This window comes from Leisingera sp. McT4-56, from assembly GCF_020514995.1.
Taxonomy (GTDB): domain Bacteria; phylum Pseudomonadota; class Alphaproteobacteria; order Rhodobacterales; family Rhodobacteraceae; genus Leisingera; species Leisingera aquaemixtae_A.
In genome coordinates this window covers 44,515-60,433 of record NZ_JAJALF010000017.1, presented here as the reverse complement: position 1 = coordinate 60,433, position 15,919 = coordinate 44,515, and the positions used below count along the sequence as shown (strand labels likewise).

General features: G+C 59.6%; 13 protein-coding genes. 4 read left to right on the top strand and 9 right to left on the bottom strand.

The features are described 5' to 3' along the window. Positions 1–3 precede the first annotated feature (3 nt). The 4 genes from LHL23_RS16960 to dctP form a co-directional block, all read right to left on the bottom strand. A complete protein-coding gene (locus LHL23_RS16960; protein ID WP_226430799.1) occupies positions 4–1,161 on the bottom strand; it encodes a M24 family metallopeptidase in 1,158 nt (385 codons plus the stop codon). A 49-nt stretch (positions 1,162–1,210) separates the two neighbouring features. Beyond that, positions 1,211–2,506: a TRAP transporter large permease gene (locus LHL23_RS16955; RefSeq protein WP_226430798.1), complete on the bottom strand. Its 1,296-nt coding sequence runs from the start codon at positions 2,504–2,506 to the stop codon at positions 1,211–1,213. Between the two features lie 4 nt (positions 2,507–2,510). After that, the gene (locus LHL23_RS16950; RefSeq protein ID WP_226430797.1) at positions 2,511–3,116 is read right to left on the bottom strand and encodes a TRAP transporter small permease; all 606 of its coding nucleotides are present in this window, start codon (positions 3,114–3,116) and stop codon (positions 2,511–2,513) included. 61 nt (positions 3,117–3,177) lie between these two features. Further along, positions 3,178–4,182 carry a TRAP transporter substrate-binding protein DctP gene (gene dctP, locus LHL23_RS16945; RefSeq protein ID WP_226430796.1) on the bottom strand — a complete coding sequence of 335 codons (1,005 nt, stop codon included), beginning with the start codon at positions 4,180–4,182 and terminating at the stop codon, positions 3,178–3,180. A 164-nt stretch (positions 4,183–4,346) separates the two neighbouring features. Between dctP and LHL23_RS16940 the strand changes: the two genes are divergently transcribed. Both LHL23_RS16940 and LHL23_RS16935 read left to right on the top strand, forming a co-directional pair. After that, the gene (locus LHL23_RS16940; RefSeq protein WP_226430795.1) at positions 4,347–5,072 is read left to right on the top strand and encodes a maleate cis-trans isomerase family protein; all 726 of its coding nucleotides are present in this window, start codon (positions 4,347–4,349) and stop codon (positions 5,070–5,072) included. Positions 5,073–5,168: 96 nt separating this feature from the next. Next, positions 5,169–5,852: a GntR family transcriptional regulator gene (locus LHL23_RS16935; RefSeq protein WP_226430794.1), complete on the top strand. Its 684-nt coding sequence runs from the start codon at positions 5,169–5,171 to the stop codon at positions 5,850–5,852. A 1,138-nt stretch (positions 5,853–6,990) separates the two neighbouring features. Here LHL23_RS16935 and LHL23_RS16930 read toward each other — a convergent pair. Together LHL23_RS16930 and LHL23_RS16925 are read right to left on the bottom strand one after the other, a co-directional pair. Continuing rightward, positions 6,991–8,052: a hypothetical protein gene (locus tag LHL23_RS16930; RefSeq protein WP_222482378.1), complete on the bottom strand. Its 1,062-nt coding sequence runs from the start codon at positions 8,050–8,052 to the stop codon at positions 6,991–6,993. Positions 8,053–8,095: 43 nt separating this feature from the next. After that, complete coding sequence (locus LHL23_RS16925) at positions 8,096–12,862, bottom strand: hypothetical protein (RefSeq protein ID WP_226430793.1); 4,767 nt, start codon at positions 12,860–12,862, stop codon at positions 8,096–8,098. A 563-nt stretch (positions 12,863–13,425) separates the two neighbouring features. On the opposite strand from LHL23_RS16925, the gene LHL23_RS16920 reads away from it, so the two are divergent. Further along, positions 13,426–13,920 carry an integrase core domain-containing protein gene (locus LHL23_RS16920; RefSeq protein WP_226430792.1) on the top strand — a complete coding sequence of 165 codons (495 nt, stop codon included), beginning with the start codon at positions 13,426–13,428 and terminating at the stop codon, positions 13,918–13,920. A 57-nt stretch (positions 13,921–13,977) separates the two neighbouring features. Continuing rightward, entirely contained in the window at positions 13,978–14,109 is a 132-nt protein-coding gene (locus tag LHL23_RS16915) for a YdhR family protein (protein WP_319005215.1), read from the top strand. 149 nt (positions 14,110–14,258) lie between these two features. Here LHL23_RS16915 and LHL23_RS16910 read toward each other — a convergent pair whose 3' ends face one another. Genes LHL23_RS16910 through LHL23_RS16900 form a run of 3 tightly spaced genes read right to left on the bottom strand, consistent with a single transcriptional unit; the run spans position 14,259 to position 15,896 of the window. Next, positions 14,259–14,717 (bottom strand): SgcJ/EcaC family oxidoreductase, encoded by a 459-nt coding sequence (locus LHL23_RS16910; protein ID WP_226430791.1) that lies wholly within the window; start codon positions 14,715–14,717, stop codon positions 14,259–14,261. After that, complete coding sequence (locus tag LHL23_RS16905) at positions 14,704–15,279, bottom strand: hemerythrin domain-containing protein (protein ID WP_222482383.1); 576 nt, start codon at positions 15,277–15,279, stop codon at positions 14,704–14,706. The genes LHL23_RS16910 and LHL23_RS16905 overlap by 14 nt, the downstream gene beginning before the upstream one ends. A gap of 2 nt (positions 15,280–15,281) precedes the next feature. Next, positions 15,282–15,896 carry a glutathione S-transferase family protein gene (locus tag LHL23_RS16900; protein ID WP_226430790.1) on the bottom strand — a complete coding sequence of 205 codons (615 nt, stop codon included), beginning with the start codon at positions 15,894–15,896 and terminating at the stop codon, positions 15,282–15,284. Positions 15,897–15,919 lie beyond the last annotated feature (23 nt).

The following is a 15,919-nucleotide window of genomic DNA, read 5'->3' as shown; positions in this document are numbered from 1 at the left end:
GGCTCAGCCCTTGCTCAGAAGGATTTCGCGGGGGTAGCTGGTGATATATTCGATGCCGGTTTCAGTCACCACAACCGAGTCTCCGATCCGGCCCGCGGTCACGCCGTCCACCGAAATGCCACCATCAACCGCAAAGGTCATGCCTGGCTGCAGAACAGTCTTGTCGCCTTCCTTCAGCTCCGGTGCCTCCAGATAGGCGACACCGATGGAACGGCCGGTGCGGTAGCCGGTCTCGTAACCGCGAGTGCGGTAGACTTCGTTGGCGGCAGCGGCCACATCCTCGGCCCAAACGCCCGGGCGCATGGCAGCAATCGCGGCTTGCTGCGCTTCAATCGCCGCTTCCTGCACATCACGTGCCTGGTCGGTCACATCGCCGATGTGGAACATGCGGTCGAAGCCCAGCTTGTACTGCTTGAACTGCGCCATGTTGCAGAAACAGAAATAAACCGGGTCGAATTTTTCGTAGGGTTTGACGCTGGCGCGGCGGTGCACCATCGAGGCATCGGTGCCGCTCTGCAGGATCTGCAGGTTGTGGATCATCGGCGAGACGAAGCGGTCCCAGCCCTTGTCCGTCAAGAAGGAGGCCGCCTTGCGCGAGCCTGCTTCGATCACGGCGAGCGCAGATTCATACTCGCGCGCCCCTTCCCGCAGGCTGTCATGCGCCGCCGCCATCATTGCGCCGGCGATCTGGCCGGCTTCTTTCATGACGCCGATTTCAAACGGTGTCTTGATGGTGCGCATGGCGCCCAGCACCGGCGAGATATCCTTGAGCGGCACGCCGGGATAGGTGTCATCCAGGTGGTTGCGCACGATTGCCGGAATGGTGCTGCGTTCGATCCAGATCTCCTTGGGGCTCTCGCCCAAGGCATTGGCCAGGGCGCGGCCCCAGCTGCGTTGGCCGATGTCTTCCCAGGTGCGCACGTCCTCGACCCAGGTCATTTCCGCCACCATCTCGGATTCCATCAGCGGGGTGATGACAACCGGCGCGTCCTGCGCATCGACCACCAGCATCGAGGGACGGCCGAATTCGATCCCGAGATAGCCCCAGAAGCCCGCCAGGTAGGCGATCGAGCTTTCATCGGTGAACACGGCTTTGCCGATACCCGCCTGACGCATGCGGTCCTGCAGGCCGAGGGTGCGTTTTTTGGCTTCTTCCAGCATGTGCTGACTTCCTTCTGTTAGGTGGATTGAGTGGCGGACAGCGGGCAAGTCAGCCCAACAGCCCGGGCAGGAAAAGGGCTACCGGCGGCACGAAGGTCACGATCAGGACCATCGGCAAATGCCCCAGCAGCAGGAACTTCATCGTCGGGCCGACATAAACCGACAGCGGTTGGCGGGTGACGCCGCCGGCCATGTAGAGCAGCGGGGCGCAGGGCGGGGAGATATTGCCCAGCCCCAGGTTGGTGCCGACGATGGCTGCGAAATGGATCGGGTCCAGGCCGATTTTCTGAGTAACCGGCAGCAGGATGATGGCTGCCAGCACGCCGCCAGACACATCGTCGATGATCATTCCCATGATCAGCAGCAGCAGGTTGATTAGCAGCAGGATGACGATCTTGTTCTCGGAAATCGTCAGCAGCAGGTCGGCAAACTGGGTCGGCACCTTGGCCAGCACCATGCCGCGGCTCATCACGAACAGGAAGAACAGCACCATCAGGATCGCCCCGGTCAGCCGGGCGGCTTCGACCGTGGAATTGAACAGCGACTGCATCGGCAGCGAACGGTAGATCGCAATACCCACAATCAGCGTGTAGACCAGCGCAACAGCACCCGCCTCGGTCGGGGTGGCGATGCCGCTGTAGATCCCGCCGAGCACAATCACCGGCATGATGATTGCCAAGCTGGCCTTCTTGCCGGTGCCTGCGGCCTCGGCCAGGGTTTCGCGCAGGGGCAGCTTGGGCGCGGTGGTGATGGTCTGATTGTTGCGCAGGAAGAAGAAGTTCAGCCCGCAATAGACCAGCGCCAGCAGCACGCCTGGGCCCATGGTGGCGAGGAAGCACTTGGCGACGGACTCGCGGATCGCAATGGCGAAAACGATCATCGGAATCGAAGGCGGGATCATCAGCGCCAGCACTGAGGAGACCGCGACAAGCGCGGTAGCATGGCCGGGCGGATAGCCCTCCTTGATCATCCGCGGCACCATGATCTTGCCAATGGCGGCGATGGCGGCCGAAGCACTGCCGGAGATGGCGCCGAACAGCGCGCAGGTCAGCACGGTCACCGCGCCCAAGCCCCCCTTGGTGCGGCCGACAAAAGAATTGACGAAGTTCAAGAGACGCTCGGAGATTCCGGAGGCGCCCATCAGGGTGCCCGACAGGATGAACAACGGGATTGCCAGCAATGAGAACGCGCTGACCTGGGAATAGCCGTAGCCGGCATGGAAGGAGATATTGGTGCCGGACATCAGCCCGTAGCCAAGCGCCCCGGCGCCGAAGGCAAAGCCAACCGGAACCTCGATCAGAAGCAGGAAGATGATGGCCAGAATGGCAATGAGAAAGAAGGTCATGAGGTCAGTCTCCGCCCTGTCCGGTCAGCAGTGCGCGCGCTTCCAGGAAGAATTGCAGCACCAGGTAGAGGATCATCAGCGCAAAGCCGGAAACCATGCTGAAATCCCAGATGTACTTGGGCAGCCGCATGTAGGTGCTCTTGCGGTTCAGCGAGAGGTTGTAGGCAGCGAAATCCCAGGCGAACCAGGCAAAGACCGCAACCGTCACCAGGCAGGCCAGGGTGCCGAACAGGCGCACCGCCAGCAGGGTCTTGCGGTTCTGCGTCAGCAGGGTCAGCACGCCGCCTTCGATGTGGTCGCGCTCGCGGGTGCAATAGGCCATGCCGATAAAGTAGATCCACAAGGCCAGCATCGGCGCCAGTTCCTCGATCCCCAGAAACGGCGAGGAGATCACGTACCTCATGAACACCTGCGCCGCCATCAGCAGCCCCAGCGAGATCATCGCGCCGAACAGCATCACCCGCATCAACAGGGCAACCCTGTCTTCAGCCGCATAGAAAACGCCGAGCCCGCGGTAAACCGGTGCCGCAGCATCGCTGCCTGCCGGCATGATCGGCTCAGGTGTCAGGACGTTGTCCAGGCTGTCCGTGTGCAAAAGTTCTTTGGTCATGCGCCGTCCTCCTCAGCCGGTGCAGTGCCCGGGGCAGCCCCCGGGCACGGGAAAGCGGGGATCAGTTGGCTCCCGCGGCAGCCTTGATCTGGCCCATCACTTCGGCGCCGATGATCTGCTCCATGTAGGGGTATTCCACTGCGGTCACTTGCTGGCGGTAGGCCTCCAGCTGCTCAGGTGTCAGCTCGACAATCTCAATGCCGGCCTCCTTCATCTGGGCAAACCACTTGGGGCTTTCGGCCTCGGCGTTTTCCCAGGCCCAAGTCACCGCTTCATCCGCGGCGGTGCGGATCCAGCCCTGCTGCTCTTCGCTCAAGCTGTCGAACCAGCGCTTGTTGGCGGTCCAGAAAGTGTGCTCGAAGTTCTCGCGGGTGAAGACATAGGCGCTGACCACATCCTTGAACAGCAGCACCTCGGACGGCGGCGAGTAGGCGCGGCCATCGATGGCACCGGTCTGCAGGGCTGTATGCACCTCGCTGAAGGCCATAGGGACCGGGGCAAAGCCGGTTGCCTTGTAACGCTCGATCGCCATCGGCATGCCCGGTACCCGCATCTTGAAGCCTTCTGCCTCTTCCGGGAAGCTGGTGGGCACCTCAACGCCCTTGCGCACCACAAAGCCGGTGAAATCGGTCGGGATCGTGCCCAGCAGCACCATGCCCAAATCGTTCATGATGCCGTCATAGACCCCGTTCATCACCGAACCCGGGCCATAGACCTCGCGCCCGGTTTCCCAGTCGCTGGCGACATAGCCCAGCACCGACACATCCCAGCGCGGATCCAGCTCGGAATGGTTCCAGGACATGGTCATCTGCACCGCGCCCTGCGACACCTGCTCGACGATCGAGGTCCAATCCCCCAGGTCGCCGCCTGGATGGTAGTCAACGTTCAGCGTGCCGCCGGACAGTTCCTCCAGCCGCGCCGAGAAGCGCTCGGATACCTGATGGAAGATGTGCTGGGTGTCCATCACATGACCCAGAATGATGTCTTCAGCCCGTGCCGCAGGCAGCGTGGCAGCCAGAACGCCAGCCGCCGCGGCACCCGCCTTTATCAATGTTGCGATCCCCACGAAGGTTTCCTCCCTGTTCGTGTTTCAGTCGCGGCTCGAATCGAAACTCCAGCCCTGCAATTTGCTAAGCTGTGTACAGCTATTGCGTCAATACTTGATTTTTTCCAAAATTGCGCCTTCAAATTGACATGCTGCATGCACCACCCTCAAGTCACGGAGAGAAAATGTTTGATAAAGGCCGCCACCACCGGGCCAAGATCGGCTTTGTCCTGCTGGCCACGGAACAAACGATTGAGGACGACATGTTCCTCCTGCGCCCCGACGGGGTTGGAGTGCATTTCGCCCGCGCCTGGATCGGGGACAGCATCACGGTCGACAGCCTCAGCCGCCATGCCGGGGATCTGGCCCGCGCTGCCTCAACACTGCTGCCGGATGGCAGCCTCGATGTGATCTGCTATGGCTGCACTTCCGGCAGTCTGGTTATCGGAGAAGACCGGGTTGCTGCGGAACTGAACAAGGGCGCGCCGCGAGCCAAGGCCACCAGCCTGATCACCGCCGTCCTTGAGGCGCTGCGCGCTGTCGGCGCCAAACGGGTTGCGGTTGCCACGCCCTACCTGGACGAGATCAACGATCAGGAAGTCCAGTACCTGAAAAGGGCAGGATTTCAGGTGACGCAGATCCAAGGGCTGCAGTTGGAGAAGGACAGTGACATGATCCGCGTCAGCCCCAAGTATCTGGCCGAGTTTGCCAAAGAGGCAGACACGCCAGACAGCGATGCTCTGTTCATCAGCTGCGGTGCGTTGCGGTCATTAGAGATCGCCGGCCAACTGGAGCAAGAACTGGGCAAGCCGGTGATCTGCTCCAACCAGGCGATGATGTGGCACGTTCTGCGTCTGGCCGGCATCCAGGACCGCATTTCCGGATACGGGCAGCTATTACGGGATCACTGAAATTATGTCCTTCTGCGCCGCAGGCTGCCTTGGTATGACTCCGGCAACCGCAGCCGCGCCGTAAGGAGAGTTTTCTTGGCATCTGGTGAGACATCTATGACCCCTCCCGGATGGGGCGGCCGCAAACCGGGTGTTGAGGATATTCAGCACCTGATCCTGAAACGGATCTGCTTTCTGGACTACACGCCCGGCGACCGGCTGAAAGAGGCGGAACTGGCTGACGAATTCGGCGTCAGCCGAACGCCTGTCCGCGACGCCATCAGCCGGATTAACCACCTGGGGCTGGTGGAAACCATCAACGGCGTCGGCAATGTGGTCATGGAACTGCCGCCGGAGAAGATCACTCATGTCTATGACATGCGCCTGCATCTGGCGGGATTGATCGGGGCGACAGCACCTGCACAAATCGAGGGGAGCCATCTCGAACGCGCCCGCGGTCTGCTGGCCCAGGCGCATCAGCTCGGCGGGCAAGTCGATTCACGGCAGTATGTCGTCGTGAATGATCAGCTCAACACTCTCATCAGCGATTTGATCGGAAACTCAGTCCTGCGCTCGTTCTGGACGCAGGCCTATTACCAGGCCGCCAGCACGTGGCACAGGGTCGTGGACGGTGCCGGACCGGAAGTTGCCGATGCCCTGGTTGCTGAACTTGTGGACCTCGAAACGGCTTTGGCTGAGCAGGACATTCAGGCTGTCGGCTTCGTGCAGCGGATCCACATTGGTTATGGGTATGCCCGCATCAAGAAGTACCTGTTCAAGGAAACCATTGATCAGATCTAACGTGTTCGCTCGGTTAAAGACAGGCAGCCAGCCCCTCCGGGAAACGCCTATTTACTCCGAAACACCGGCTTGCATTGCCTAAATGGCCAGTTCACTTCTAACGCAAACATGCGTCGAGTTCTTGCCGCCTTGAAGGCCAGGTATTGCGGGACGTAGCTATCAGTTTTGCTGCTGCAAATTACCGCTTTCAACCCTTCGGCACGAAGGCCTATCGTACGCTGGCCAAAGACAAATGCCATTTAAAGGCTACCGACGATCGACCCGCACTGAGCGGTCGGTCCTGGCACCATTTTCGATCGGGTCGAGCAGTTCAATCCAACAGATTTTCTGCAAACTCGACCAAGGCCCATAAGGGCACACTCTGGGGGCAGTTCCCGTCCAAATCCAGAAATAGAAAAGGCGCCCGCTGGGCGCCCTATATGCAGATCCTGCTGAGACCTCGTGCCGATTCCCGGCTCACTCAGGCCCCATCCTCCAGATTGGGGCCTTCTTCTTTTCAAGTATTAATAGCTGGTCTGGGGCACTCCTTTTTGCCGTTTGAGTGTATATTGGCTCGACTCCGGGAAAATCTTGAGTCGAAACAGCCACTTAGGGAATGATCTGTCTTACGTGTTCCGGCTCATTGGTCTTCGCGAAATTCAGAGGCTGAAAACGGCAGTCCGCAGCCACTGATTCGGTGAAGTTCGTTATGAGCAGGAGCGGTGAGCCGCGCTGGATCTTTGAAGGGAGGCAATTCTCTTTGAAGGGAGGCAATTCAAAGAGGTGAAATGACAGGAGGGGCAGCGTTTCACTGCCCCGCCATCTTCTGAATGCACAACTCTCCAGCACATATCCGGCCTTGGTAAAAGCACCCTGATGCTGCGGTTGCAGACCGCGATCCGGCCATTCGCTGCGAGCGCAAATTCAAGAGCAACCCAAACTCACACTTCGCCGGACCGAGCGGACATTCGCTGCAGTCGCAATCTATCTTTCCCAATACGGCGGCTTTGCGCGGTAGTCGGCCTTTTTCGCTTGCTGAATCTGTGCGGCGCGGCGATGGCTGCAAGGTGAGACTCAAATTTTTTACTCCCTTCTAGTCGGTCACATGAAGGACGTAGGTGGGGGCCCGGCGGCGACACTTTCTCAAACTTCGAAGCCTTCAGTTTTCCAGCGCGGCCCAGCTGCCGTCAGGTTGCAGATACTGGATGCGCACATCTCCAATGTCGCGCAATGGAGCAGCTTCTTGTTCAGCCATTGAGCGGCTCGGAAAGGTCACGATGACTTCATCCACTTCACCGCCTGACGCGGTGCCATTGCATTGAAAGTCCAATACCGTAAAGATATCTGCCGGGGTCAGACGGTCATCTTCAGGAACCAGGGCCGTAAATTCGAGCGTCTTGGCAGCCGCATCATAGCCGACCTGCTGCAGATAGCGCGGAAAGGCCTGCAGCATTGCCGCTTCTTCCTTGGAAGGCTCTGCCTGGTAGTACTGCGTCAGCCCGGGCAAGGCAGCGCGACCCATTGTGAAGGCGGCATTCATCACCCGCTCCTTGAATTCCGTCTCATCGGCGATCCCTTCGCCGCGAGTGACCAGCGCCAGCCCGTTGCCAATGTACTGGACTTCGTCCCAGGATTCCCAATAGGCGTCGGGATCCGCGTAATCGCGGCTGATGTCATCGGTCTGGACGCAGGCCATCACCAGATCCGGGTCTGCATGGGGCGGGATCGGCCCCAGGTAGCTCTCGGTTTGCCGCCGCACCTCGGCCCCCAGCAGCGGCATCTGCTGCGCCAGCTTGCGCACCATTTGGCACAGCTGGCCTACACCTTGCACGAACCCGGCGTCGGTGGCTGTTGAGTCCACCCAGAGCCGATCAAACAACCACCAGCCTTCGTGGATTTCGCGCATGGTGACTGCTTCGGCGTCCGGATCTCCAGACAGGGGCTTTACGATAAGCCCATCATCAGCCTTGCCATCGATAGCAAATCCTTGGGCGAAGGCAGCCTCGCCAAATTGAGCAACTGCATCACGCGGCGGCAAGCCAGGGCGTTCGGCCTGATCAGTTGAAGTTGCCACCGCCTCTGCCAGGCAGGTCCAGCTGAGCGGCGCAAAGCCATCGCGTTCGGCCAGAATGTCCAGCACAGCATGAAGCAGTGTCTCAACCGGCACCGAAGGGTCGGCAATCACATTGCAAAGTACTGCTGAAGGATAAGTAGAGGTCATTGAAAAGTCCTTACCTTTCTGGTTTCAACAATCACGGCAACACCTATTGCAACCATACCATTTTCCCATCCTGCAAATACCCCAGGTGCATGTTTGGAGGAAGTTTTCCTGAACATACTTTTTCAATTTTCCGCAGCACTTTCCGGGCTGTGTCAATGTCGGGCAGAAAATAGATAACGCCGCTCAACGGATCACCATTGGCGTTTATCAGGTCGTCTCCTTTGGGCCCCATCTTCTTCAGATATGCTTTGAGCTGATCCTCATCGAAAGCGCCAAGACTGCTTTTGTCCTCTGCCAGATAGGTGCCGCCTTTCTTGGGGCCTGGGGATGCAGCCTTCCGGCTTCCGGGGCGGGCTTTTTTGGTGGATTTCGGCGGCGTGTATTCAACCAGCCCGTCGCCGAATTTCTTGACGCCTTCCAGCTTGGTGGCATTTGGTGCGGCTTCGACGACCTCCAGTGCTGGCCCCATGCTGGCCTTGCGGTAGGCGGCAAACAAGGCCCCCTGATCGGCGCTGTCGGGAATTTTATTAATGAGATCCGTCAACTCCGTTGTCCGCTCTGGCTCTTTCAGGCGCATAAGTCGGCTCACGGTTTCATCCCGCAAGGTGCGGCGAAAGGCTTCCTCAAAAGCCGGAATGGAAAACTCATTGATCGCCTTGTCCGCCCCCTTTTTACCGGCGCCTTTTTCCATTCTGCGGAACACAGCGGTCAGATCACCGCCGGCCGCTTCAAAAGCATCAACCATTTCGCTGTATTTCCGGGCATAAGCCTGAAAATAGGGATCGCTCAATTCAGCAAGCTTGGCCTCCATCTGCGGCCGCATCACTGCGCCGGTTTCGCTGTCCAGTTTCGGTGTTCCGTGGTCACGCAGAATGTTAGCCCGACGCGTTGCGGTATCGCGTTTCGAGCCTTCTACGATGCTCCAGATCCCGTCTTCGCCTCTTTGCAGACGCTTGCCATTCAGCTGCTTGCCCGCTTTGCGCGCCTCCTCCGCTGCGCCTTTGACCCGGCGGATCTCGATTCCGTCCTTGGTCTTGGCAAACAGGTACAGCTCCTTGTCCGGCAGGGCCTCGTAGGCCTCCTTTATGCCGGGCAGTTTCATCGCCTCGGAAAAGGCCAGGGTTTCCTCGGCGGTGTTGTGCAGGCGCGGCGGGTAGCGCAAATCCACCGACAGGGGCGGCTGGCCGGTAGGCAGGGCTTTTTCGATCTCGGCCAGCTCGTCCTGGTATCGTGCCAGGCTGGACTGCGCCGAAGCGATGTCCCATTCCAAGTCCTGCAGTTTCTGCAGGTTGCGCTCTTTCAATAGATCAGACTGCAGCTTTGCCAGCAGTGACTTCTGTGCATCCGCTTCCAGAACCAGCTGCGAGCGCTTCGCCAACATCTTGTCGACCGGCGACTTGGTTGCCCAGCCGGCCAGGGCATCTTCTGTCAGCCGCGCCACGTCATCGGCAAAGGCCGGGTCGCTGATCTGCGAGATATGGCGCATTTCCTCCAGCACTGCCGCCTCGCGCAGACGCGGGTCGGCACCGGGCCGAAGGATCACTTCGGCATCGTAACCGCCCTTGCTGTTGCGGGTGATCACCGTTGTTGCCTCAACCGCCTCATCCCCGAAACGCGCGGCATAGGCTTCTGCCCCCAGCATCTTTGCGCTGAAGTTGGAAACATTGCGCCCCGCCAGTGCTGGGGCCAGAACTTCGTCTATCTTATCAGGCGGGACACCGAGGATCTTTGCCGCCTTGGCCAGGTCTTTGGTGGCCCGGAACGCCTTGATGGCCGAGCCAACAGCCGCGGCATCAAATCCTACGCCCACCCAGGCTGCAGCAACCCAGCCCCAATGCGGCACATCCTCGGGGTCCACCAGCCCCTGGCTCGGATCAATGGCAATATTCGCTGCCGAGCCCTTGCGGAAATATTCCTCGGTGGCGTTATAGGCGCTGTAGCCGCCGACCGCGACCGAGGCACCTGCCAGCACCACGCCAGTGGCCGAACCGCCGGATACCGCGATCGCGCCCACCGCAAGACCTATGGCAACCACCGCTTCGCCGACCGCAAAGGCGGTGTCCTTGGTCTGCTCCCAGCCGGCCTTTTCCTTGGCCCACTTCAGCTGGTCGCCCTTCAGATCCAGCGCAGCAATGGCAGTATCGCGCACACCGGGCATGGTCCAAAGGTCGAAATCGCCCTCGTCGATGTTCTCGCGAGTTGCCTGAATGTCGACAAACATGGCGTCCACCTGCTGGCGCAGGAGATCAGCCTGTTCGGCCGGGGATTTGGACAGGAAGTCCTCCTGGTCCGAAACCCGCAGCGCCAGCGGGAAACCGGCCGCGGCGACCGAGCGCTGCGATCTGATCTTGGCGACCTCGGCCTTCAGCTTATCGACTTCGGCTTCCGCCGCCGGGTCAATCCCATGGGCGGGCTTGTCATTCAGCAGGTTCCAGCCAGCCTCGATAGTGGCAATTGGCCACAGCATCGGATTACCTGCCTTGGCCGCGAAATTGGCATACATCCCGTACAGTTTGAGCTGGGCAACCAGCAGCTCGAGCTCTTTTTCGGCGAGCTTTTCGTCAAACGGCTTTATCGCTTTCAGCGTTTGCTCCAGCGCAGCCTGATCCTCGGGTTTCAGCGCCCCTTCGCCAAGGTTTGCTCTCAGCTCGCGCGCTGCTGCCTCTGCCCTGTCGACGGCGGCATAGGCAGTGTCACGCATCACAAGTTCAAGCTGGGTCTCCAGCTCTTCCGGGGTTGAACACGCCTTCAGCCCGGGGCCGTACAGGCGCAGCGGCCCCGAATACGGGTCCGGCCCGCCGCCGGCGCGTGACACCGTGGCACCGCCGTCACCTGTAGCGTTAAGGACATAGTCATCCTCGGTCAGCAGCGCCACCAGGTTGGATTTGCCGCCCTTGATCGCCGTTGCACCGGAGCGTTTCGCCCTGAGATCGGCGACCTCAGCCGCCAGCCGGTTCATTTCATCCTCGGATTCCTGGTGAATGCCGGTCGGGGACTCGCCGAGCAGAAATTTCACCCCGGCTTCCAGCGCTGCAAAGGGCAGATAAACCGGGTTGCCGAATTTGGCGGCGAAATTGGCGTATTCCCCGTAATACTTGAGCTGAGCCAGCAGCAATTCCCGCTCTTTCGCCTGCAACGCGGTGTCTGCAGCCGTATCGGTATCCGTGGTTACGTCATCATCCAGCCTGAGGCTGTCCTTGCCCAGGGCATATTCGCTGTTCTGCAAGGTGACCTTATAGACAACAAACCGGCTGCCTTCCTGCACCACCGCCGCAGCGCCTTTCAGGCTGCGCGCATAGTAAATGGCGTCTTCCTTGTTCGGAAAATCACGCTGAATTCGCTCATTGGCGACAATCGGATCGCCGTCGCCGTGCTGCGCCAGTGTCTGGCCTGTTTCCTCGCCGCTCTGAAATACCCGGTCGCCCATCCGGGCACGGGTGTTCAGCACGCCAAGATAGGCGCTGATGCCGGCGTTCAATGTGCGCAGGTTTTTTGCGTCAATATGCATCCACCGCCAGAACCCCTGCAGATCATCGTCGCTGAGCCCGCGCAGCCGGCCCGCTGCTGTCATCAGCTCTGGCATAGTCTGATAGGTCACGGGTATCTTGCATTTGGGATTGGCAAAAAAGGTTTGGAACCGTTCCGGCAAGCTGTCCCAGCTTTTCTGATGCCGGGCGGCGTCCTTCATCGTGACAATGGACTGCGGCCCGTGCGCGAGAAGCGGCACGGACTTGGAGACCACCACCCCGGCGGCGCTGGCCAGTTTGTCAAATTCGCCCTGGGTGGCGGCTTTGGCAATCTTGCTGCGCAGCAGTTCGATGGCGGCAGCCAGCTTGCGTACCTGATCAGGCGGTGCCGAGGCCGAAATAGGGATGCCGTCCAGCATGGCATTCAGGTCCTGGCGCACCGCGGCCTGCCGCTGCAATTCGGCTGTGGTGTCGACACTGGCGTAGCTGCCACGGTACTGACCCATCAGTGCCGCCGATTTTCCCATCACCAGGTTTAGCCCGCTCATAATTTTCTGCAGCTTTGCCGGTGTTTTGCAATCATCCAGCGCCAGTCGCAGCTTTGCAATCGCCGCCTGCAACGCCTTGACCTTTGCAGGCGGCGCGGTTGTCGGGATGATTACATTGGCCAGGACCACGCGCAGTTCATCGACGGAGCGGGCAAGAGCGGTTGCGGCGTCTGCACCGTCGGCCTCGGGCACGTCTTCAGTGCCTTGGGTGTCTTCGTCGATTGCGGCACCGTCTTTCAGGATAACAATCCTCCGGAACTGGGTGACACCCATCCCGCGCAGCATCTTTCGCACTTGCTTGGCAAGCCTTGGAAGCTCCCGGCCCATGAGATCAAGCACCAGCGTCTTCGCGCCAGTACCCTCAAGCCCATGCTCCAGAGCAAGGACCTGCGTTCCTGCCCGGCCAAAGGTCACTTTGACTGTTTCGCTCTCCTTTTTGAGGCGTCCGGCAAGCATCTTGCCGGGCTTTTTCCGGTCAAACAGGAACCTGAGAGACATCGGGTCGCCGGACGGCATCGCCAGTGCAAAATTCATCGGCTTCTTTCTAAGCCGCATAGCCATTTTTTGAAGGTAGGCTGAATGTGCCTCCGGGTCGGCCAAAACCCCGGGGTTTTCGTCCTCCTCCTCGTCTTCCGGCAGTGTTCCAGACGGTTCGGGTGCTGCGGCCACGGGTGCGGCTGCTTCCTGCACGCCCGGTCCCGGCGGGTCGTCCTGCGGTGTCTCCTGCGGCGTATCGGCCTCTTCGACATCACGCTCCAAAGCATGGCCGTCTGCATCCAGAACGATGACATCCATCTGGATTTTTTGACTCTTCAAGTACTTCTTCAACATCTTTGACAGCGCGGGAACGGACCGTTCACAGGTCAATGTGATGACCTTGCCCTGTGTCGTGAATGTTCCAAAAGCTATCTTGCTGCCTGTTCCTTCAGCCTTGGCGGCCTTGCCCAGAGCGGAGGCTTTCATCGTGCGATGAATGGCAATGGTGTGATCCGGATCCTTGGCTCCCGGACAAAACCCAAACGGCAGCGGGCCTTTCGCCCCAAGTTTTATAAATTTTTTTAGCGCGTCGCCCTCGACTTTCCTGCTGGCCATATGCGTTCTCCGAAACCGACGGATCTTCCCGCAATCTCAGAGTATATTAAGTCGTTCAAAGCGCAAAACGCTCGGAGTGAATCCCGGCATTGTTGCAGCCAGGCAGAACCGCTCCGAGTTTGCCAGAGGCTGATTTCAAATTGTTACGCAGCTATCCTCTTAGTTAACATACCCGCAACTTCACCAGCGAGAGATCACTAGGTGGCCGAGGGCAGCAATGGGCTGCCTGCGGGCAACAGCAACAGCGATGGCAACCGTCCAGGGCGTTGATCAGCACGCAGCGTTGCCGCAAGGCCGCACAAATCGGCGGAACTCAAAACGCCCTTTCGCTGCATTCAGGTCGGACAATCGAGACGCGGGACAAACCCGCCTTTTGCCCTTGCAGCTATTGCTACCGCAGAAACCCCTCGCTCTTGCAGCGCGAGGTTCTCTACGGGCTGTTCCTGCGCCACGGAAAGCCAGAGTTCGTCCGAAGCGACAACGGCCCGGAATTTGCATCAAAGGTTACTCAGCGCTGGCTCGAGAAAGTTGGCGTGAACCCGATCCGGGTCTACCCGGGTTCACCCTGGGAGAACGGGTACAACGAAAGGTTCAATGGAACGCTCCGCCGCGAAGTTCTCAATTCCGAATGGTTCACAACCACCAGGCAGGCACAGATCGTGATCAATTGCTGGCTCAGGCAATACAACCACACCCGACCCCATCAGGCCCTCAACATGCGCCCACCAGTGCCCGAAACTCTAAACCAAAATGGCCCATAGAAATGGGGCTGGACAACAGGAATGCCGTCATCTGGACAACATCTTTATCGAACGCCTGTGGAGGCCTACAAGGCCATGCATATCCCGCGCCTGAACGCGATCGGCATCGAGGTCGTCAGCGACCACGTGTTCGACGTGATGGAAGAGCTCAGCCAGATCAACCGCGCGCCAGTTGGGACAAGTTCGTAGACCGGCCCGCTGGTCCTGAGTGCCTCTCCTGACCGCAACAGGAGAGGCCTTCCAAATCCGGGCTCGTTCTACATTTTCTTCCCGCCTGAGCCTCAGTTGCGGCAAATAAACCTTGGTTCCAGGGCTAGAACAAACAAGTGGGGTAGCCGCTATTCGCCATCCCGGTAGGTTACGGCAAATGCCGATCCGTCCTTGGTAGCAATGGTCTCCATCCCCGGCATGACGTCGATGTTATGCGCAGCCAGAACGGCCCAGCCATTGGCCAGGCGCTGTGCAAAAAACACCATTATTGTGAAACGGTCCTCAAGAGTTTCACCTGTCCTGCCAATTTGCCCTGCCAGTTTCCAGCGGGTGTGAATGATCGCGGTGTCGCCGCCAACCCGCCGGACCTTGATACCCCGGGCAGTAATCTCTGAGTGCCGGAAAAACGTACTGAGCCCGTAGGCGTGCGCTTTTTCGATGTCGGCGCGGTTGTGCCACCACAGGCCGACGACATTGACGAAATCAGCGTCCTCAGCAAAGAGGGCAGCCAGGGCGCGAGCGTCCCTGGCATTCCAGGCCTCGGCAAAAAGCCGGGGGATGTCATCCGGTGTTTCAGGCATAAGCATGCAGCACCGCCGGGATCAGGATGTCTTCCTCGTCATAGGTGTGCCGGTTCAGGATCTTGTTCAGAACTTTCGCCTGCTCCAGCGCCTTGCCGATTTGTGATTTTGAGGTTTTCCCGCCGCGCAGCAGGGCAAAAACCTGTTCCGACTGGTCCAGTGCCTGATCAAGGACCTGGTGGTCGTTTTCCAGGAGGTCAATGGCCGAAGCCAGCTGCGGGAAGCGCCCCAGGAACCCGGGCAGCACATTGCTGTCCTCGAAGCTGTGATGGCCGTGAACATGCGAGACCAGATCAAGCCCCAGGCGGTTCATGCCGGTCAGCCCCATCAGCTCCTGGACGCTGCCGTCGGGTTCGTCCAGCACTGTTTTCAATCCACCGATCAGTCGGGCACTGGCCTCAGAGATCGAGGCGTGAAGGCGCTGAAGATGCGCGGGCCAGCCAAGAAACCGGGGGTCATCGTCCCATGCCGAACGGTCCGCTGGAAACAGGCCGTGCAGCAGGTCCGGGCCAATCCGGCCGCGCGAGGCAATGTGGTAGTCGGGGGCGTTGTAGTCGTAGTTGTGCATTGTCAGCTCAATCCCTGCGCCTTCATCGCAGCTTGCACGCCGCGGTCTTCCAGCATGGTTTCCATGAAGCGTTTCACCGGCGGGTAGTCCTGCCAGGGTTTCGGCGTGTGTGCCGTCCAGCGCACCATCGCAAAGGCGTAGGGGTCGGCAATCGTGCGCTTGCTGCCTGCAACATGCGGGCCGCCGTCCAGAAGTGTGCCGAGATGGCTCATTACCCGATCAATCCTGGCGAATGCCGCTTGCCGCACTTCATCCTGCACACCCGTGGAACCGTTAACCGTGTACCGGTCCGGCACAAAGAAGGGCCAGAATGCGGGATGGAAATCGCCTGTCAGAAAAGCCAGCGCCTCATCCAGCCCGAATTGGCTGAGCGGGTCCTTGGTCACGCCCAAGCCGGCTTCCGGGTATTTGGCCTCGATATACTTCAGGATCGCATCTGCCTGCGTCATGATACGGAAGCCATCATCCTTAAGCGCTGGGACCATGCCCAGAGGATTGATCTTGAGGTATTCCTCGGACCCGAGTTCAACCAGCTCTGCCTCGTAAGGCTTGCCCGTCCATTCCAGGGCGATATGCGGTGCCAGGGCACAGGTGCCGGGTGCGTAGTAGAGTTTCATGACCGGAGTCCTTTCCATGCAGC

Coding starts and splice junctions, on each gene's coding strand:
- LHL23_RS16940 (WP_226430795.1), top strand. CDS start 4,347: ATGTTTGATAAAGGCCGCCACCACCGGGCCAAGATCGGCTTTGTCCTG.
- LHL23_RS16960 (WP_226430799.1), bottom strand. CDS start 1,161: ATGCTGGAAGAAGCCAAAAAACGCACCCTCGGCCTGCAGGACCGCATG.
- LHL23_RS16910 (WP_226430791.1), bottom strand. CDS start 14,717: ATGCTTATGCCTGAAACACCGGATGACATCCCCCGGCTTTTTGCCGAG.
- LHL23_RS16935 (WP_226430794.1), top strand. CDS start 5,169: ATGACCCCTCCCGGATGGGGCGGCCGCAAACCGGGTGTTGAGGATATT.
- LHL23_RS16955 (WP_226430798.1), bottom strand. CDS start 2,506: ATGACCTTCTTTCTCATTGCCATTCTGGCCATCATCTTCCTGCTTCTG.
- LHL23_RS16900 (WP_226430790.1), bottom strand. CDS start 15,896: ATGAAACTCTACTACGCACCCGGCACCTGTGCCCTGGCACCGCATATC.
- LHL23_RS16905 (WP_222482383.1), bottom strand. CDS start 15,279: ATGCACAACTACGACTACAACGCCCCCGACTACCACATTGCCTCGCGC.
- LHL23_RS16925 (WP_226430793.1), bottom strand. CDS start 12,862: ATGGATGTCATCGTTCTGGATGCAGACGGCCATGCTTTGGAGCGTGAT.
- LHL23_RS16930 (WP_222482378.1), bottom strand. CDS start 8,052: ATGACCTCTACTTATCCTTCAGCAGTACTTTGCAATGTGATTGCCGAC.
- LHL23_RS16950 (WP_226430797.1), bottom strand. CDS start 3,116: ATGACCAAAGAACTTTTGCACACGGACAGCCTGGACAACGTCCTGACA.